We start from the raw sequence: 18,804 nt of genomic DNA on the forward strand, positions 1-18,804 counted from the left end.
GTGATCAAGAAGCTCATCAACCGGCTGCTCGGCAAGCCTGGCCCCAAGCTGCGCCGCACCGGGCGCGCCCATACGCAGCGCATCGTCAACGTGGACGAACACCAGATCGACCCCACGCTGCTCTCGCGCAACGCGGTCAAGGTCACCGCCACGCTCCAGCAGGCCGGTTTCCAGGCCTTTATCGTCGGCGGCGCCGTGCGCGACGTGCTGCTCGGCATCAAGCCGAAGGACTTCGACGTGGCGACCAACGCCACGCCCGAAGAGGTGCAGGCACTGTTCCGCCGCTCGCGCATCATCGGCCGGCGCTTCCAGATCGTGCACGTGACCTTCTACGGCGGCCGCGAGCAGGAAATCATCGAGGTCTCGACGTTCCGCGCGCTGGTGGACGCCATTGCCAGCGAGACGCTGCCCGARGGCCGYCGCCTGAAGCGCGCCGAGCTGGACAGCAAGACGCACGCGATCGACGCCAGCGGCCGCGTGCTGCGCGACAACGTCTGGGGCTCCCAGGCCGAGGACGCCGAGCGCCGCGACTTCACGATCAACGCGATGTACTACGACCCGGCCGCGCAGACCGTGCATGACTACCATCACGGCATGGAAGACATCCGCGCGCGCACGCTGCGGATGATCGGCGACCCGGTCACGCGCTACCGCGAAGACCCGGTGCGCATGCTGCGCGTGGTGCGCTTCGCGGCCAAGACAGGTTTTTCGATCGACGAAGCGACGCGCGAGCCCATCGCCGAACTGGCCCCGCTGATCCACAACGTGCCGAGCGCGCGCCTGTTCGACGAAATGCTGAAGCTGCTGATGTCCGGGCACGCCTGGGCCTCGCTGCAGGAGCTGCGCAAGGCCGGCCTGCACAAGGGCCTGCTGCCGCTGCTGGACGTGGCGCTGGAGCAGCCGATGGGCCAGCGCTTCGTGCAGCTGGCGCTCGACAACACCGACCGCCGCGTGCAGGCCGGCAAGCCGGTGTCGCCCGGTTTCCTGTTCGCCGCGCTGCTGTGGCACCACGTGCTGCAACGCTGGAACAAGCTGCGCGACGAGGGCGAGCACGCGATTGCGGCGCTCAACACGGCCATGGACATGGTGCTGGAGAAGCAGACCGGCCAACTGGCCATCCAGCGCCGCTTTGTCACCGACATGCGCGACATCTGGGGCATGCAGCCGCGCTTCGAGAAGCGCGTGGGCCGCATGCCGTTCCGCCTGCTGGAATCGCCGCGCTTCCGTGCCGGCTATGACTTCCTGCAACTGCGCTGCGAATCGGGCGAACAGCCGGCTGAAATCGGCCAATGGTGGACCGACTTCCAGAACGCGCCGCCCGATACGCGCGAAGACATGATCGAGGCCACCCGCCAGAAGCGCGGCAAGGGTGGCTCGGGCGCCGCCGGTGGCCAGGGCGGCCAGGGTGCCGACGAGGGCGAAGGCTTCGCGGGCGTCGATGGCGAGGGCCCGGCGCGCAAGAAGCGTCGTCGGCGCGGTCCGCGGAAATCGGATAAAGTTTCTTCCCGGGGCGACACGGACGCGGCGGAGGGGGGTCAAGCCGCATCGGAGTCCGGCCGCGCCCAGCCGGAGGAATAACATGACACTTGCCTTTATCGGCATCGGCGCCAATCTCGGCGATGCCCGCCAGGCACTGAAGGACGCCATCGTGTGCCTGGCCCAGCAGGTCGGCATCACGGTATTGGCCAAGTCCTCGTTCTACCGCACCGCACCCGTCGACGCCAGCGGCGACGACTACTTCAACGCCGTGGTGAAGGTGGAGACGTCCTTCACCGCGCCGCAGCTGTTGCGCATCTGCCACCACATCGAGGACCAGTTCGGCCGCGAGCGCCCGTTTCACAACGCGCCGCGCACGCTGGACCTCGACCTGCTGCTGTTCGGCGCCGACCGGATCGACTCCGAGGCGATGACCGTGCCGCATCCACGCATCACCGAGCGCGCCTTCGTGCTGGTGCCGCTGGTGGAGCTGGACGGCGAGCTGGTCATCCCGGGCCGTGGCCGCGCGGCGGACTTCCTGCCCGGCGTGCGCGACCAGCGCATCGAGAAGTTTTCCTCATGCAAATGCCCCCGCCTTCAGGAAGGCGGCACGCAGGCGTGATCCACGCCTGATCCATCGGCACCCCACGAGCCATGCTCGACCATCTGCGCCGCATCGTCGTCGAAGGGCCCGTCGGCTCCGGCAAGACCTCGCTGGCGCAGCGCCTGGCCCGCACGCTCCAGGCCGGCGAACTGCCTGACGGCGCACGCCAGAACCCCTTCCTCGAACGCTTCTACCGCGAGCCGCAGCGCTATGCACTGCCGATGCAGTTGCACTGCCTGGACCAGCGCGCCACCCAGATCCAGCAATGGCAGGCCGCGCTGCTGGCCGGCCAGCGCGTGATCGGCAATTTCCTCTACGCACGTGACCGCCTCTATGCGGCGCTGACCCTCGAAGCCGACGAACTCGCGCTCTACGACGCGCTCGCCGCCCGGCTCCAGGTGCCGGCCCAGCGCGTGGACCTGGTCATCATGCTCCAGGCCACGCCGTCGCTGCTGCGCGAGCGGATTGCGCGACGCGGCCTGCCTGGCGAGTCCGGCATCGACGAAACCTACCTCCAGCGGCTGACCGACGCCTACGGCGAACTGTTCCACCGCTACGACGAGGCGCCGGTCCTGATCGTGGACACCGCGCGCTTCAATCCGGTGGACAACGACGGCGATTTCCGTACACTACTGTCGCGCATCGAGAACATGCGGGGCCGCAAGGCCTTCCTGAATCTCGCGGCCCCCTGACCGCCCTGCCCGCCTCAGGCCCAGGCAGCCACACACCCCCACGGGCACTGCCATGAGTTACCTCCTCGACCCCTCCCGCAAGACCGTCACCATTCCCAAGCTCCAGGCCATGCGTGCCGCGGACGACAAGATCGTCATGCTGACTGCCTACGACTCGAGCTTCGCCGCACTGCTCGATTTCTGCGGCGTGGAAGTCATCCTCGTCGGCGATTCGCTCGGCAACGTAATGCAGGGCCAGCAGACCACGCTGCCCGTCACGCTGCCGCACATGGTCTATCACACCGAATGCGTGGCGCGCGGCAACCAGACCGCGCTGCTGGTTTCGGACCTGCCGTTCGGCACCTACGGCACGCCCACGCAGGCCTTCGAGAGCGCCGCCGCGCTGATGCGCGCGGGCGCGCAGATGGTGAAGCTGGAAGGCGGCGACTGGCTCGCTCCCACCGTGAAGTTCCTGGTCGAGCGCAGCATTCCGGTGTGCGCCCACATCGGCCTGACCCCGCAGTCGGTGCACGCGCTGGGCGGCTTCAAGGTGCAGGGCAAGACCGATGCCGGCGCCGCGCAGCTCAAGCGTGACGCGCTGGCGCTGCAGGCCGCCGGTGCGCAGCTGATCGTCATGGAAGCCGTGCCGGCCGCGCTGGCTGGCGAGGTCACGGCACAGCTGACGATTCCGACCATCGGCATCGGCGCCGGCGTGGACTGTTCCGGCCAGGTGCTGGTGCTGCAGGACATGCTCAATATCTATCCGGGCCGCAAGGCCAAGTTCGTGCGCAACTTCATGGACGGCCAGACCTCGATCGAGGCCGCCGTGCGCGCCTATGTCGCCGCCGTGAAGGACGGGAGCTTCCCGGCCGTCGAGCACACGTTCTCCGCCTGAGCGCGCCCACGTGGAGATCGGCACGGCCACGCTGGACGCTTTCCGCCTGCTGGGCAGCGGGGACGGCGCGCTATGGTTCATCGTCTGGACCTCGCTGATGGTGGCGGTGCTTGGCCTGGCGCTGGCTACCGTGCCGGCCATCGGCGCCGCCTACCTGATCGCCACCCATGCCTTTCCCGGCCGGCGCGTGGTGGTGGTGCTGGCGCAGGCCTTCCTGTCGTTCCCGACGGTGCTGGTTGGCCTGGTGCTCTACCTGCTGTTCACGCGGCAGGGGCCGCTGGGTAGTTTCTCCCTGCTGTTCACCCCATCCGGCATGGTCTTCGGGCAGGCCGTGATCGGCTTTCCCGTGGTGCTGGCGTTCTCGCTCGCGGCCATGCAGGCGGCGGATCCGCGCCTGCGCGAGACCGCCTGGGTGCTCGGCGCCGGCCGCTGGCGCACCTTCTTCACCGTGCTGCGCGAACTGCGTTTCGGCCTGATGGCGGCCGTGGTGGCCGGCTTCGGGCGCGTGATTGCCGAGGTGGGCTCGGCGCTGATGATCGGCGGCAATATCGAAGGCTCCACGCGCACCATCACCACGGCCATCGCGCTGGAGACCAGCAAGGGCGAGTTCGCGCAGGGCATCGCGCTCGGCATCGTGCTGGTGGCGCTGGCGCTGGCCGTCAACATCATGCTCGCCTGGCTGCAAGGCGCGGGAGGGTTCCGGCGATGACCAGCGCACTGCTGACGGTGCGGGGACTGGCGCGGCGCGTCGGCGCTCGCCAGTTGTTCGACATCCCCGAACTGGTATTCCCGCGCGCCGCCGCCGTGGCGCTGACCGGCGTGAACGGCGCGGGCAAGTCCACGCTGCTGCGGATGATGGCCGGGCTGGAGCCGGCACCGGGCGCGACCGTGGCGTGGCAAGACGAAGGCGGCAAGCACCGCGAGGCGCCGCTGACGCCGCTCCCGCCCGCGCTGCGCCAGCGCGTGGCCTATATGCACCAGCATCCCTACCTGTTCCGCACCTCGGTACGCGACAACATCGCCTATGGCCTGCGGGCCCGGGGCGTGGCGCACGACGAGATCGAGCGGCGCGTGGGCGCGGCGCTGGGCTGGGCCGGCATCGTCCATGTGCAGGACACCGCGCCGGAAAAGCTGTCCGGTGGCGAAGTCCAGCGCGTGGCGCTGGCGCGAGCCAAGGTGCTGGAGCCGGAATTGCTGCTGCTCGACGAACCGACCTCCAACCTCGACGGCCACGCGCGCGAGCAGGTGATTGCGCTGATCGGGGAACTGGCGGCGGAAGGCCGCTCCGTGGTGATGGTCTGCCACGACCGGGAACTGATCAACCTGCCCGGGGTGGTCAGATGGAAACTGGGGGACGGCCGGCTCGATACGCGGCATCGGTAGGCGGCTGGCGCCTACGCTTCCTATTTAGCGCAGCCGCGCCCGCATCGTCCCGCGCAGCGCATTGGCGAKGACGATGGCCTCGGCGTGCCGCACCATCTCACGCGTGACMACGGCCTGTTCGATCGGGCCGTCGATCAGTGCGTCGCCCGCTTCGAGCACCACGGCGCGCATCACGCCCGGCAGGATGTCCGCCGACAGCGGCGGCGTCAGCCAGCGCCCGCCCACCTTCACGAACACCGAACTGCGTCCGCCTTCGAGCAACTCGTCGCGCGTGTTGAAGAACAGCGCGTCGAAGCCGCCCTCGCGCTCGGCCGCCTGCCAGCCGGCATCGAACGTGGCGCGGGCGCTGGACTTGTGGCGGCGCATCGGGTCGGCCACCGGCAAGGGCGTCGCGGCCAGGTCGAGTAGCGCCACCGGCTCGGCGCGCGGCGCCAGCGGGCCGCTCGCGAAGGCCAGYGCGCCGGCCTTGTCGACGGCCATCCGCAGCCGCCAGTCGCCATCGCCCAGCCGCCCTGCCTCGGCCTGCATGGCCGCCCGCGCGGCGGGCTGGTCGAACGCGAAGCCGAACACGGCCGTGGAATGCGCCAGCCGCGTCAGATGGCGCTCGCGGTGCAGCACCACGCCATCGCGCGCGTGCATGGTCTCGAACAGCGTGAAGCCGGGATCGTGCGCAGTCAGGAAGCGCGCYTTCCAGCCGCACTCGGCGAATTCGTCGGCGGCCACGCTGTCATGGACGATGCCGCCGCCCACCCCCATCTCGCCCCGGCGCAGGCCGTCGTCACCCTGCGGCCCCAGCACCAGCGTGCGGATGGCCACGGACATGCCGAAGGCGCCGCAGGGCTGGCCATCGGCCGGCGCATCGAGCCAGCCGATGGCGCCCGTGTAGAGGCCGCGCGGCGCGGTTTCCAGTTCGGCGATGATCTGCATGGTCCGCCGCTTGGGCGCGCCGGTGATCGAGCCGCATGGGAACAGCGCCGCCATCAGCGCGCCGAAGCCGGTGCCGGGCCGCGCCGTGGCCGTCACGGTGGAGGTCATCTGCAGCACGCGGCCGAATGGCTGGACCACGAAGCGGTCGGGCACGGCCACGCTGCCGGGCTGGGCGATGCGGCCCAGGTCGTTGCGCAGCAGGTCGACGATCATCACGTTTTCGGCCCGGTTCTTGGCGTCGGCAGCCAGCCGGCGCGCGGCGCGGGCATCCTGCTCGGCGTCCCCGATGCGCGGCGCGGTGCCCTTCATCGGCCGGGTCACCAGATGCCCGGCGCCGTCGTGTTCGACGAACAGCTCGGGCGATAGCGACAGCACCCAGCCATCGCCGGGTAGCCAGGCCAGCACGCCGAACGGCACCGGCTGCGCGGCCCGCAGCGCGGCGTAGAACGTCACCGGGTCGCCGAAGGCGGAGAAGCGGAGCCGCTGCGTGAAATTCACCTGATAGGTATCGCCGGCCTCGATATAGGCGTGGATGCGCGCGATGGCGTCCGCGTAGACGGCGTGCGACGGCTCGGCGCGTACGTCCATCGCCCCGGCCGGGGAGGATTCTGCCCGCGCGGCCAGCCATGCGCCTACGGCGTCGCCGTCAAGCCGGGCCAGGTCGCGGAACCAGAGCAGTTGCAGCGCGCCGTCATGGAACGGCAGCGCATCGCCGCAATGGACCGGCGCCCCGACCAGCGCCCCGCCGTACTCGTACGGCGCGAACAGCGTGGCATGCAGCCCGTGGCGCCAGCCGGCGGCCAGCAGCGCATCCAGCGTGGCGGGATCGGTGCCGGCGGGCAGGACATSGGCCTGGACAAACYCCGTATAGAGGCGCGACGCCGCCACGCCGGGTGCGGCGGCGGCATCGTCAAGCAGGACGAAGGGGTCGAAACTGGCGCTGGAGGGGGCGGGGGACGGCGGAACCACGGCAACTCGGCAGGGTGCATCAATGCCGCATTATCGCCGCGCCGGGCATGAAAAAACCGGCCACGCTGGTCACGTGGCCGGTTTCATCGTCCTGCCTGCCGGGCAATCCGGCGATTTAGCTGAAGAAGCTTTTCACCTTGTCCAGCCAGGACTGCTCCTGCGGGCTGTGGCGCGAGCCGCCCTCGTGCACCGAGCGGTCGAATTCACGCAGCATGTCCTTCTGGGCCTCGGTCAGCTTGACCGGCGTTTCCACGTTCACATGGACGTAGAGGTCGCCGGGATAGCCCGACCGCACACCCTTGATGCCCTTGCCACGCAGCCGGAACGTCTTGCCGCCCTGCGTGCCTTCCGGCACCGGGAAGCTGGCGCGGCCGCCCAGCGTCGGCACTTCCAGTTCGCCGCCCAGCGCCGCCGTGGCGAAGGAGATCGGCATCTGGCAGTGCAGGTCATCGCCATCACGCTCGAATACCTCGTGCGCCTTGATGTGCACTTCCACATACAGGTCGCCCGGGGGGCCGCCGTTGATGCCCGGCTCGCCATTGCCCGACGAGCGGATGCGCATGCCTTCGTCGATGCCGGCCGGAATCTTCACTTCCAGCGTCTTCTGCGACTTCAGCTTGCCCTGGCCATGGCACTTCACGCACGGCTTGGGGATGAACTTGCCGCTGCCGTGGCACTTCGGGCAGGTCTGCTGCATCGTGAAGAAGCCTTGCGACACACGCACCTGGCCCACGCCGTTACAGGTCGGGCAGGTTTCCACCGACGATCCCGGCTCGGCGCCATTGCCGTGGCAGTGTTCGCAGTCTTCCCAGTGCGGCACGCGGATCTGCGCCTCGTGGCCATGCGCGGCCTGCTCCAGCGAGATTTCCATGCTGTAGCGCAGGTCGGCGCCACGGTAGGCCTGCGGGCCGTTGCCGCGACGCTGGCCGCCCTGCTGGCCGAAGATGTCGCCGAAGATGTCGCCGAAGGCTTCGGCAAACCCGCCGTAGCCCTGGCCGCCGCCGAAGCCGCCAGCCATGTTCGGGTCCACGCCGGCGTGGCCATACTGGTCGTAGGCCGCCTTCTTCTCGGGGTCGGAGAGCATCTCGTACGCTTCCTTGCCCTCCTTGAACTTGTCTTCCGCTTCCTTGCTGTCCGGATTGCGGTCCGGGTGGTACTTCATCGCGAGCTTGCGATAAGCCTTCTTGATCTCTTCGTCGCTCGCGTTCTTGCCTACCCCGAGCACTTCGTAATAGTCACGTTTTGCCATGGTGGCTCTTACCTGATTGGCCTGCCCGGCAAAGAATCACCGGTCGGGCGAATAGCAAAAAAGCCGAGCGAGGTGTTCGACCACGGTTTCTCACCCTGTGTCAGAACACCATCGCCCGGCGTCGGGGCGGGAGTGGCGCTGGATGCACCTGCGCCGCTCCCGCTGATTCCCGCTTACTTCTTGTCGTTCACTTCCTTGAACTCGGCGTCCACGACGTTATCGTCCTGCGGCTGCGCCTGGGACTGCTGCTGGCCGCCCGCGGCACCGGCCGCACCGCCGGCTTCACCGGCCTTGGCCTGCATGTCGGCGTAGACCTTCTCGCCCAGCTTCTGGCTCGCTTCGGACAGCGCGTTGATCTTGGTTTCGATCTCGGCCTTGTCGCCGCCGCGTGCGGCGTCTTCCAGTTCCTTGATCGCGACTTCGATCTTTTCCTTCTCGCCGGCCTCGAGCTTGTCGCCATGCTCGGCCACGGCCTTGCGGGTCGAGTGGACCAGCGCATCGGCCTGATTGCGGGCATCGGCCAGCTCACGGGCGCGCTTGTCTTCCTCGGCGTTGGCCTCGGCGTCCTTCACCATGCGCTGGATCTCGTCTTCCGACAGACCCGAGTTCGCCTTGATRGTGATGCGGTTTTCCTTGCCGGTGGCCTTGTCCTTGGCGCCCACGTGCAGGATGCCGTTGGCGTCGATGTCGAACGAGACCTCGATCTGCGGCGTGCCACGCGGCGACGGCGGAATGCCTTCCAGGTTGAACTCGCCCAGCAGCTTGTTGCCGCTGGCCATCTCGCGCTCGCCCTGGAACACCTTGATCGTCACCGCCGGCTGGTTGTCGTCGGCCGTCGAGAAGACCTGTGCGTGCTTGGTCGGGATGGTCGTGTTCTTGCTGATCATCTTGGTCATCACGCCGCCCAGCGTCTCGATGCCCAGCGACAGCGGCGTCACGTCCAGCAGCAGCACGTCGGTACGGTCGCCSGACAGCACCGAGCCCTGGATSGCGGCACCGACGGCCACGGCTTCGTCCGGGTTCACGTCCTTACGCGCTTCCTTGCCGAAGAACTCGCGCACCTGCTCCTGCACCTTGGGCATGCGGGTCATGCCGCCGACCAGGATCACGTCGTCGATATCGCCCACCTTGACGCCCGCATCCTTGATGGCGGTGCGGCACGGGTCGATCGTGCGCTTGATCAGGTCTTCCACCAGCGCTTCCAGCTTGGCGCGCGTGATCTTCAGGTTCAAGTGCTTCGGACCCGAGGCATCCGCCGTGATGTACGGCAGGTTGATCTCGGTCTGCTGCGAGCTGGACAGCTCGATCTTGGCCTTTTCAGCGGCTTCCTTCAGGCGTTGCAGCGCCAGCACGTCCTTGGACAGGTCAACGCCCTGGTCCTTCTTGAACTCGCCGATGATGTAGTCGATGATGCGCTGGTCGAAGTCCTCGCCACCGAGGAAGGTGTCGCCGTTGGTCGACAGCACTTCGAACTGCTTCTCGCCGTCCACGTCCGCGATCTCGATGATCGAGATGTCGAACGTGCCGCCGCCGAGGTCGTACACGGCGATCTTGCGGTCGCCCTTCTCGTTCTTGTCCATGCCGAACGCCAGCGCGGCGGCAGTCGGCTCGTTGATGATGCGCTTGACGTCCAGGCCCGCGATGCGGCCGGCGTCCTTGGTCGCCTGACGCTGCGAGTCGTTGAAGTAAGCCGGCACGGTGATCACGGCTTCGGTCACCGGCTCGCCCAGGTAGTCCTCGGCGGTCTTCTTCATCTTGCGCAGCACTTCGGCGGACACCTGCGGCGGGGCCAGCTTCTGGTCACGCGCGCCCACCCATGCGTCGCCGTTATCGGCCTTGACGATGGCGTAGGGCATCAGGCCGATGTCCTTCTGCACTTCCTTTTCTTCGAACTTGCGGCCGATCAGGCGCTTCACGGCGTACAGCGTGTTGCGCGGATTCGTGACCGCCTGGCGCTTGGCCGGCGCGCCGACCAGGATCTCGCCATCTTCCATGTAGGCGATGATCGACGGGGTGGTGCGCGTGCCTTCGGCGTTCTCGATGACCTTCGGCGTGTTGCCTTCCAGGATCGCAACGCAGCTATTGGTGGTACCCAAGTCGATACCGATGATCTTACCCATTTGTGTTCTCTCCTATTGAGCCCTGCTTTGGCGCAGCGGCTGCAATTCAACCTGAGTGCGAAATGTGGCCGTCCGGGGGCATTTCAAGGGCAGAACCCGCAATTCCGAGTAATTTTCTCGGTTTTGCGGGGTAGCACCGTGCCTGCGTCGGGAGCGGCCAAAAAGTGGCTTATTGTTATCTTTTTTGCGGATATCAGGACTGCCGCTCGCGCTGCCAGAGCACGTCGGTGCCGCCGCCGGCCCGATTCAGCACCCGGGCGAGCACGAACAGCAGGTCCGAGAGCCGGTTCAGGTACTGGCGCGGCGCCTCGTTGAGGGCCTCGGTGGCGCCCAGCGCCACCAGCGCCCGCTCCGCCCGGCGGCACACCGTACGGCAGACGTGGGCCTGGGCGGCGGCGCGGCTGCCGCCCGGCAGGATGAACTCCGCCAGCCGGGGCAGGTTCGCGTTGTAGTGCGCCAGCCAGTCGTCCAGCTGGATCACCTGCGCTTCCTTGAGCAGCGTGTAGCCCGGAATCGACAGCTCGCCGCCCAGGTCGAACAGGTCGTGCTGGATATGGAGCAGGGCGGCGCGCACGTCATCCGGCAGGTCCGGCTCGGTCAGCAGCAGGCCGATGTGGGAATTCAGTTCGTCCACGTCGCCGATGGCGGCGATGCGCTCGCTGTTCTTGCCCGTGCGGCTGCCGTCGCCCAGCCCGGTGGTGCCGGCGTCACCGGTGCGGGTGGCGATCTTGGACAGGCGGTTACCCATGCCGGTCTCCCTCGTCTTGGTTTGAAGTGGCGCAATTATGGCCCCGAACCCGGGCTTCGGGGCGGGTTCCGGGCGCCGCGATGCGGTCCGCCGCGTGACGCGGACGGCGTAGAATGGCGRGATTCGCCGGAGACAAAAGCATGAACCACCCCACGCCCGCCGCCGCCCTGGCGCGCCGTCCCCTTCCCGTTGCCCTGGCCGAGACACTGGCCGCCCGCTTCGGCGAACGGTTTTCCACCTCGGCCGGCGTCTGCGCCCACCATGGCCGCGACGAATCCCCGTTCCCGCCCGCCGCCCCGGACGCCGTGGTCTTCGCCCACACCACCGAGGAAATCGCCGAACTGGCCAGCCTCTGCAACCAGCATGGGGTGCCGCTGATCCCCTACGGCGCCGGATCGTCGCTCGAAGGCCACCTGCTGGCCGTGGCCGGGGGCATCAGCCTGGACCTCTCCCAGATGAACCGCGTGCTGGCGGTGCATCCCGAGGACCTGACCGTGACGGTGCAGCCGGGCGTGACCCGCAAGCAGCTGAACCAGGAAATCAAGGACACCGGGCTGTTCTTCCCGATCGACCCGGGCGCCGATGCCTCGCTGGGCGGGATGTGCGCCACGCGCGCCTCCGGCACCAACGCGGTCCGCTACGGCACGATGCGCGAGAACGTGCTGGCCCTGACCGTGGTCACGGCGGACGGCCGCGTGATCCGCACCGGCACCCAGGCGCGCAAGTCGTCGGCCGGCTATGACCTGACCCGGCTGTTCGTCGGCAGCGAAGGCACGCTCGGCATCATCACCGAGGTCACCGTGCGGCTCTACCCGCAGCCGGAAGCGATCTCGGCCGCCGTGTGCGCGTTCCCGAGCATGGGCGACGCCGTGCGCGCCACGATCCAGACCATCCAGCTTGGCGTGCCGGTGGCCCGCGTGGAGTTCGTCGATGCGCTGGCCATCCGCGCGATCAACCGCCACGACAACCTCACGCTGCCGGAAACCCCGCACCTGTTCTTCGAGTTCCACGGCACCGAGGCCGGCGTGCGCGAGCAGGCCGAAACCGTGCAGCAGATTGCCGACGAGCACGGCGGCCAGGGCTTCGAATGGGCCACGCGCCCCGAAGACCGCAGCCGGCTCTGGAATGCGCGCCATACGGCCTACTTYGCGATGCTGCAGCTCAAGCCCGGCTGCAAGTCCGTGACAACCGACGTCTGCGTGCCGATTTCCCGCCTGGCCGACTGCGTGACCGAGACCGAGCGCGACCTGAACGCCTCGCAGCTGCCCTGCCCCATCGTCGGCCATGTCGGCGATGGCAACTTCCACGTGGCGATCCTGGTCGACCCGGCCAAGCCCGAGGAAATGGCCGAGGCGGAGGACATCAACCGCCGCATCGTCGAACGGGCGCTGGSCATGGGCGGCACCTGCACCGGCGAGCACGGCGTGGGGCTGCACAAGATGGGTTTCCTCGTGCAGGAGCACGGCGAGGATGCACTGGACCTGATGCGGGCGATCAAGGCGGCGCTCGATCCCAATCAGATTCTGAATCCGGGCAAGATCTTCAGCGCGGCGCGCTGACCGGGGGCCCGCGCCATGGCATCGGTGTTCCACCGCGTCCCGCCCCTGCACCTGCTGATCGCGTTCGAGGCCGCCGCGCGGCTTGGCAGCTTCGCGCGTGCGGCGGAAGAACTGTCCGTCACGCCCAGCGCGGTCTCGCACCGCATCAAGAATCTGGAGGAATTATGGGGCGACGACCTGTTCGTGCGCTCCAACGCCGCGCTGCGGCTCACCGCCGCCGGCACGCGCTACCAGCGCAATGTGCAGGACGCGCTGAAGTCCCTCAACGAACTGGCCCGMCCCGAGTACAACAAGCTGCGCACGCGGCTGCGGGTGGCCATTCCGCCGACGTTCGGCCGGCAGCACCTGGTGCCGCGCCTGCCCGAGTTCGGCGCGCTCTACCCCCATATCGACCTGGAACTGCACCTGTCCGTGCCCTTCCTCGATGTGAAGGCCGAGGACACCGATGTCGAGATCCGCTACGGCACGGGACGCTATTCGGGCCTCAAAACCACGAAACTGCTAGTCGAACCGGTGTTTCCGGCGTGCGGGCGGGAGTACTACGAGCGGGTCAACGGGCGCGCCATCGCCAAGCCAGACGACCTGCACAACCTCGTGCTGCTGCGCAGTCCGCTGGAGCCGTGGCGGCCGTGGTTCGAGACCGCCGGGCTCGACTGGCCGGAGCCCCAGACCGGCCCGCAATTCAACGATATCGGCCTGATGCTGGAAGCCATCGTCTCGAACCAGGGCGTGGGACTGGTGCGCCAGCGCATGGCGCGCCAGTGGCTGGCCGCCGGACAGATGGTCAAGCTGCTCGATGTGGAATCGGTCTCGCCGCACGGCTACTACATCGTCGAGCGCGAGCAAGCGCCGCTCCAGCCAGAGGCGCGCTACTTCGTCGACTGGCTGCTCGGGCTGGACTGGTAGCGTCCGGGCCACTAGGCTGGAGAGAGAAGCGCGCGCCAGCCGGGCCGGGGCGCATGGCATGAGCAGTTTTGATCGGCYTGCCATGCCGAATTCACGTGGGYGGAGGCTCCCGTGGCAGGGGGCCTGCGCTATAGTCTGCCGTCCCGGCCGGGTGCGTGAAGCGATGCGCGGCGGCYGGCTCGTCAAGGAGTTGCCATGAACGCCCCGCAAGACGCCCACACCCTGGCCGGCGCTGCCACGCAGGCCGACGGCCCCCGCGCCGCGCTGCTGGCCGGCCTGGCCCGCATCCTCCCGCCTGCCGCCGTGCTCTGGAAGGCCGAGGACACCGTGCCGTACGAGTGCGATGGCCTGGCCGCCTACCGCCAGGTGCCCGACGCCGTGGTCCTGCCCGACACCGAGGAACAGGTCTGCGCCATCCTGCGCCTGTGCCACGAACTCGGGGTGCCGGTAGTGCCGCGCGGCTCCGGCACGAGCCTCTCGGGCGGGGCGATGCCCATCGCCGGCGGGCTGGTGCTGTCGCTGGCCAAGTTCAAGCGCATCCTCTCGGTCGATTCCTACTCGCGCACCGCCGTGGTCCAGCCCGGCGTGCGCAACCTCGCCATCTCCGAGGCCGCCGCGCCGCACAATCTCTATTACGCACCCGACCCGTCCTCGCAGATCGCCTGCTCCATCGGCGGCAACGTGGCCGAGAACTCGGGCGGCGTGCACTGCCTCAAGTACGGCCTCACCGTGCACAACGTGCTGCGCGTGCGCGCCGTGACGATGGAGGGCGATGTGGTGGTCTTCGGCTCCGAGGCGCCCGACGCGCCGGGACTGGACCTGCTGGCCACGCTGATCGGCTCCGAGGGCATGCTGGCCGTCGCCACCGAGATCACGGTCCGGCTGATTCCCAAGCCGCAGCTCGCGCAGGTCATCATGGCCAGCTTCGACGATGTGGAAAAAGGCGGCAACGCCGTGGCCGACGTGATTGCCGCCGGCATCATCCCGGCCGGCCTGGAGATGATGGACAAGCCCGCCACGGCCGCCGTGGAGGAGTTCGTCAAGGCGGGCTACGACCTCGACGCCGCCGCCATCCTGCTGTGCGAATCGGACGGCACGCCCGAGGAAGTGGCCGAGGAGATCGAGCGGATGAGCGAGGTGCTGCGCCGCTCGGGCGCCACGCGGATCACGGTGTCGCAGAGCGAGGCCGAACGGCTGCGCTTCTGGAGCGGGCGCAAGAACGCCTTCCCGGCCGCCGGGCGCATCTCGCCCGACTACTACTGCATGGACGGCACGATCCCGCGCAAGCACATCGGCACGCTGCTCAAGCGGATCGAGGCGATGGAACGCAAGTACGCCTTGCGCTGCATCAACGTCTTCCATGCCGGCGATGGCAACATGCACCCGCTGATCCTGTTCAACGGCGAGGACCTCGACGAATGGCATCGCGCCGAACTGTTCGGTGCCGACATCCTGGAGTCCTGCGTGGAACTGGGCGGCACCGTCACCGGCGAGCACGGCGTGGGCGTGGAGAAGCTGAATTCGATGTGCGTGCAGTTCTCGCCGGCCGAGCGCGATGCGTTCTTCGGCGTGAAGGCCGCCTTCGACCCGGCCCGGCTGCTGAACCCGGACAAGGCCATCCCGACGCTGGCGCGCTGCGCCGAGTACGGCAAGATGCACGTCAGGCGCGGCCTGCTGCCGCATCCGGACCTGCCGCGCTTCTGAGCGCGGGCGGGTACCGGGCGGGCCACGCGCCCCACCGCTACCCGCTCACCATCGCCACCCATGCCCAACCCCAACACCCACCAACGGGACGCCCGCCAGGAGCGCTTCCTCAACGCGCGCACCCGGCAGCGCCTGGGCCAGCCCGAAGCCGGCTGGCGCCAGCGCTGGTACACGATCATCTTCGAGGCCGACACGCGCCAGGGGCGCCTGTTCGACATCGTGCTGCTGATCGCCATCGTGACCAGCGTGGCCATCGTGATGCTGGACAGCGTGCCGTCGATCAACGCGCGCGCCGGGCTGGCGTTCACGCTGCTGGAGTGGATGTTCACGCTGCTGTTCACGGCCGAGTACGTGATGCGGCTGCTGGTGGTGCGCCGGCCGCTGCGCTACGCGTTCAGCTTCTTCGGCATCATCGACTTCATCTCGATCATCCCGACCTGGGCCGCGTTCTTCGTGCCAGAACTGGCCTTCCTGATCGACGTGCGGCTGCTGCGGCTGCTGCGCGTGTTCCGGATCCTCAAGCTCACGGTCTATTTCGAGGAAGCCCAGATCCTGGCCATGGCGCTGTCCAACAGCCGCCGCAAGATTTTCGTGTTCCTGGGCACCGTGTTCATCATCACGATCATCCTCGGCACGATCATGTACGTGGTGGAAGGCCCGCGGCACGGCTTCACCAGCATCCCGGTCAGCATGTACTGGGCCATCGTCACGCTGACCACGACCGGCTTCGGCGACATCGTGCCGCGCACGCCCATCGGGCAGTTCATCACCTCGCTGACCATCCTGCTCGGCTACGGGATCATCGCCTTCCCGACCGGCATCGTCGGCGCGGAACTGGCGGCCAGCATCATCCGGCGGCCGCTGACCACGCGCTGTTGCGAGCACTGCCTGACCGAGGGGCACGACCCCGACGCGGGCTTCTGCAAGCATTGCGGGACGGTGCTGCCTCCCTATCAGGTCGAGAACCCGACGGGGTTCGAGGATCTCGGCGGCCCCGGCAAGACGCCGCCGCGCCAGCCCTGATTCGACGACAACCCAACAAAAAACGCCAAGGGTCCCCCATATGGAAGCCACACTCGACGCCTTTCGCGATGCCATCCGCCAGGCCGGCGACAGCCGCGCCCCGCTGCGCCTGCGCGGCGGCGGCAGCAAGGACTTCTACGGCCAGGCGCTGGTCGGCACCGTGCTCGACACCCGCCCCTACGCCGGCATCGTCGACTATGACCCGGCGGAGCTGGTGGTCACGGCACGCTGCGGCACGCCGCTGGCCGAGATCGAGGCCGCGCTGGCCGAACGTCGCCAGATGCTGGCCTTCGAGGCGCCGCATTTCGCCGCGCCCGGCATCGCCACGCTGGGCGGCGCCGTGGCGGCCGGGCTGTCCGGCCCGCGCCGGCAGTCAGTGGGCGCGCTGCGCGATTTCGTGCTCGGCGTGCAGCTGATGGACGGACGCGGCGAGGTGCTGCATTTCGGCGGGCAGGTGATGAAGAACGTGGCCGGCTATGACGTCTCGCGGCTGCTGACCGGCTCGCTCGGCACGCTCGGCCTGATCCTGGAGGTCTCGCTGAAGGTGCTGCCGATACCGTTCGACGACGCCACGCTCCGCTTTGCGCTGCCGCAGGCCGAAGCCATCGAGCGCCTGAACCGCTGGGGCGGCCAGCCGCTGCCGATCGCGGCGTCGGCGTGGCAGGACGGCGTGCTTGACGTGCGGCTCTCGGGCGCCACGGCGGCCGTGCGCGCCGCGTGCGAGAAGCTGGGCGGCGATCGCGTCGAGCCCGGCGAGGCGCTCGCGCTCTGGGCCGCGCTGCGCGAGCAGTCCCACCCCTTCTTCGCCCCGGCCCACACCAAAGACGATGGTCGCGCGCTGTGGCGCATTGCCGTGCCGCCCATCGCCCCGCCGCTGGACCTGCCCGGCGCGCAGCTTGTGGAATGGGGCGGCGGCCAGCGCTGGTGGCTGGCGCCCGAGGGCGACCCCGCCACGGTCTCGGCCGATTCGGTGCGCGCCATCGCCCAGGCTGCCGGCGGCCACGCCACGCTGTTCCGCAACGGCGACAAGGCAGTCGGCGTGTTCACGCCGCTGTCGGCCCCGCTGGCCGCCATCCACAAGCGGCTGAAGGCCACCTTCGACCCCGCCGGCATCTTCAATCCGCAGCGCCTGTACACCGGCCTCTGAGCCGCCCACCGCCCAAGCCCCCCGAACCATGCAAACCACACTGGCCGAATTCCTGCGCAACACGCCCGAAGGCGAAGAAGCCAAGTCCATCGTCGGCAAGTGCGTGCACTGCGGCTTCTGCACCGCCACCTGCCCCACCTACCAGTTGCTCGGCGATGAGCTGGACGGCCCGCGCGGCCGCATCTACCTGATGAAGCAGATGCTCGAGGGCCAGCCCGTGACGGAAAGCACGCGGCTGCACCTGGACCGCTGCCTGACCTGCCGCAACTGCGAATCGACCTGCCCGTCCGGCGTGAAGTACGGGCGGCTGGTCGACATCGGCCGGAAGGTGGTGGATGAGCGGCTCGAGGCGCAAGGCATCCACCGCCCCGCAAAAGAGCGGATGGCGCGCTGGCTGCTGCGCGAGGGGCTGACCCGGCCGAAGCTGTTCGGCCCGGCGCTGAAGCTCGGCCAGATGATGCGTCCGATGCTGCCGGTGGCGCTGCGCAACAAGCTGCCGGCGATCACCTCGCCGACGGGGCCGTGGCCGCGCACCACGCACACCCGCAAGATGCTGCTGCTGGACGGCTGCGTGCAGCCGGCGATGTCGCCCAACATCAACGTGGCCACCGCGCGCGTGCTGGACAAGCTCGGCGTGCAACTGGTGGTGGCGAGCGAGGCCGGCTGCTGCGGCGCGATCCGCTTCCACACCGGCGACCACGACGGCGGGCTGGACAATATGCGCGCCAACATCGACGCCTGGTGGCCCTATATCGAATCCGGCGCGGAGGCCATCGTCATGACGGCCTCCGGCTGCGGCGTGATGGTGAAGGACTACGGCCACCTGCTGCGCCACGACCGCGCCTACGCGGAGCGCGCGGCACGGGTTTCGGCGATGACGCGCGACCTGTCCGAGATCCTGCCCGACTTCGCCGACGACCTGCACAAGCTGGCCGGCGCCGTGCCGCGCGAGGGCCGGCGCGTGGCTTACCATCCGCCCTGTACGCTTCAGCACGGCCAGCAGATCCGCGGCAAGGTGGAGGCGCTRCTGACCGGCCTGGGCATCGAGGTGCGGCTCTGCGCCGACAGCCACCTGTGCTGCGGCTCGGCGGGTACGTACTCGGTGCTGCAGCCGGAGTTGTCCTATCCGCTGCGCGACGACAAGCTCGCCAAGCTCCAGGCCTCCTCGCCCGATGCCATCGTCTCGGCCAATATTGGCTGCATCACGCACCTGCAAAGCGGCACCGACACGCCGGTGATGCACTGGGTGGAACTGGTGGAGCGCATGGTCTGCGCGTAGGGAGTTCTCCCCTCGCCCGCTTGTTGGAGAGGGGTCGGGGGAGAGGGATTGAGCGAACTGCGCGGTGACGCTTCGTGGATGCGCCTGCCCTCTCCCCCAGCCCTCTCCCAAAGGGAGRGGGGAGCAAAACACGGCCCGCGCCAT

At 68.7% G+C, this 18,804-nt stretch carries 16 protein-coding genes; 12 read left to right on the forward strand and 4 right to left on the reverse strand.

What is annotated here, in order from left to right:
* From pcnB to AB4Z27_RS03085, 6 genes are read left to right on the forward strand one after another with little or no spacing between them, the layout of a single operon-like run.
* Nucleotides 1–1,578, forward strand: a complete 1,578-nt coding sequence (gene pcnB, locus AB4Z27_RS03060; RefSeq protein WP_441592287.1) for a polynucleotide adenylyltransferase PcnB — start codon at nt 1–3, stop codon at nt 1,576–1,578.
* A gap of 1 nt (nt 1,579) precedes the next feature.
* Nucleotides 1,580–2,098, forward strand: coding sequence for a 2-amino-4-hydroxy-6-hydroxymethyldihydropteridine diphosphokinase (gene folK, locus AB4Z27_RS03065; protein ID WP_092298947.1), 519 nt, complete (start codon nt 1,580–1,582; stop codon nt 2,096–2,098).
* 32 nt (nt 2,099–2,130) lie between these two features.
* Complete coding sequence (locus AB4Z27_RS03070; RefSeq protein ID WP_092298944.1) at nt 2,131–2,772, forward strand: deoxynucleoside kinase; 642 nt, start codon at nt 2,131–2,133, stop codon at nt 2,770–2,772.
* A gap of 52 nt (nt 2,773–2,824) precedes the next feature.
* Nucleotides 2,825–3,646, forward strand: coding sequence for a 3-methyl-2-oxobutanoate hydroxymethyltransferase (gene panB, locus AB4Z27_RS03075; protein ID WP_092298941.1), 822 nt, complete (start codon nt 2,825–2,827; stop codon nt 3,644–3,646).
* Nucleotides 3,647–3,656: 10 nt separating this feature from the next.
* Entirely contained in the window at nt 3,657–4,355 is a 699-nt protein-coding gene (locus AB4Z27_RS03080) for an ABC transporter permease (protein WP_092298938.1), read from the forward strand.
* Nucleotides 4,352–5,029, forward strand: a complete 678-nt coding sequence (locus AB4Z27_RS03085) for an energy-coupling factor ABC transporter ATP-binding protein (RefSeq protein ID WP_092298936.1) — start codon at nt 4,352–4,354, stop codon at nt 5,027–5,029. Before AB4Z27_RS03080 ends, AB4Z27_RS03085 begins: the two co-directional genes overlap by 4 nt.
* A gap of 24 nt (nt 5,030–5,053) precedes the next feature.
* Here the strand turns inward: AB4Z27_RS03085 and AB4Z27_RS03090 are convergent, their stop codons facing one another.
* The 4 genes from AB4Z27_RS03090 to AB4Z27_RS03105 form a co-directional block, all read right to left on the reverse strand.
* A complete protein-coding gene (locus tag AB4Z27_RS03090) occupies nt 5,054–6,925 on the reverse strand; it encodes a chorismate-binding protein (RefSeq protein ID WP_441643888.1) in 1,872 nt (623 codons plus the stop codon).
* Between the two features lie 115 nt (nt 6,926–7,040).
* Entirely contained in the window at nt 7,041–8,174 is a 1,134-nt protein-coding gene (gene dnaJ / locus AB4Z27_RS03095; RefSeq protein WP_092298930.1) for a molecular chaperone DnaJ, read from the reverse strand.
* A 173-nt stretch (nt 8,175–8,347) separates the two neighbouring features.
* Entirely contained in the window at nt 8,348–10,294 is a 1,947-nt protein-coding gene (gene dnaK / locus AB4Z27_RS03100; protein ID WP_441643889.1) for a molecular chaperone DnaK, read from the reverse strand.
* Between the two features lie 193 nt (nt 10,295–10,487).
* Nucleotides 10,488–11,042 carry a cob(I)yrinic acid a,c-diamide adenosyltransferase gene (locus tag AB4Z27_RS03105; RefSeq protein WP_092298924.1) on the reverse strand — a complete coding sequence of 185 codons (555 nt, stop codon included), beginning with the start codon at nt 11,040–11,042 and terminating at the stop codon, nt 10,488–10,490.
* A gap of 140 nt (nt 11,043–11,182) precedes the next feature.
* On the opposite strand from AB4Z27_RS03105, the gene AB4Z27_RS03110 reads away from it, so the two are divergent.
* The 6 genes from AB4Z27_RS03110 (at nt 11,183) to glcF (ending at nt 18,660) form a co-directional block, all read left to right on the forward strand.
* The gene (locus tag AB4Z27_RS03110) at nt 11,183–12,601 is read left to right on the forward strand and encodes an FAD-binding oxidoreductase (protein ID WP_441643890.1); all 1,419 of its coding nucleotides are present in this window, start codon (nt 11,183–11,185) and stop codon (nt 12,599–12,601) included.
* Between the two features lie 15 nt (nt 12,602–12,616).
* Nucleotides 12,617–13,507 (forward strand): LysR substrate-binding domain-containing protein, encoded by an 891-nt coding sequence (locus AB4Z27_RS03115; protein WP_092298918.1) that lies wholly within the window; start codon nt 12,617–12,619, stop codon nt 13,505–13,507.
* A gap of 195 nt (nt 13,508–13,702) precedes the next feature.
* The gene (locus AB4Z27_RS03120; protein ID WP_092298915.1) at nt 13,703–15,211 is read left to right on the forward strand and encodes an FAD-linked oxidase C-terminal domain-containing protein; all 1,509 of its coding nucleotides are present in this window, start codon (nt 13,703–13,705) and stop codon (nt 15,209–15,211) included.
* A gap of 60 nt (nt 15,212–15,271) precedes the next feature.
* Nucleotides 15,272–16,234, forward strand: coding sequence for an ion transporter (locus tag AB4Z27_RS03125; RefSeq protein ID WP_092298912.1), 963 nt, complete (start codon nt 15,272–15,274; stop codon nt 16,232–16,234).
* A 40-nt stretch (nt 16,235–16,274) separates the two neighbouring features.
* Complete coding sequence (glcE, locus tag AB4Z27_RS03130) at nt 16,275–17,381, forward strand: glycolate oxidase subunit GlcE (protein WP_441643891.1); 1,107 nt, start codon at nt 16,275–16,277, stop codon at nt 17,379–17,381.
* Nucleotides 17,382–17,409: 28 nt separating this feature from the next.
* Nucleotides 17,410–18,660 carry a glycolate oxidase subunit GlcF gene (glcF, locus tag AB4Z27_RS03135; protein WP_092298905.1) on the forward strand — a complete coding sequence of 417 codons (1,251 nt, stop codon included), beginning with the start codon at nt 17,410–17,412 and terminating at the stop codon, nt 18,658–18,660.
* Nucleotides 18,661–18,804 lie beyond the last annotated feature (144 nt).

The organism is Cupriavidus sp. KB_39, from assembly GCF_052114485.1.
Classification (GTDB): Bacteria; Pseudomonadota; Gammaproteobacteria; order Burkholderiales; family Burkholderiaceae; genus Cupriavidus.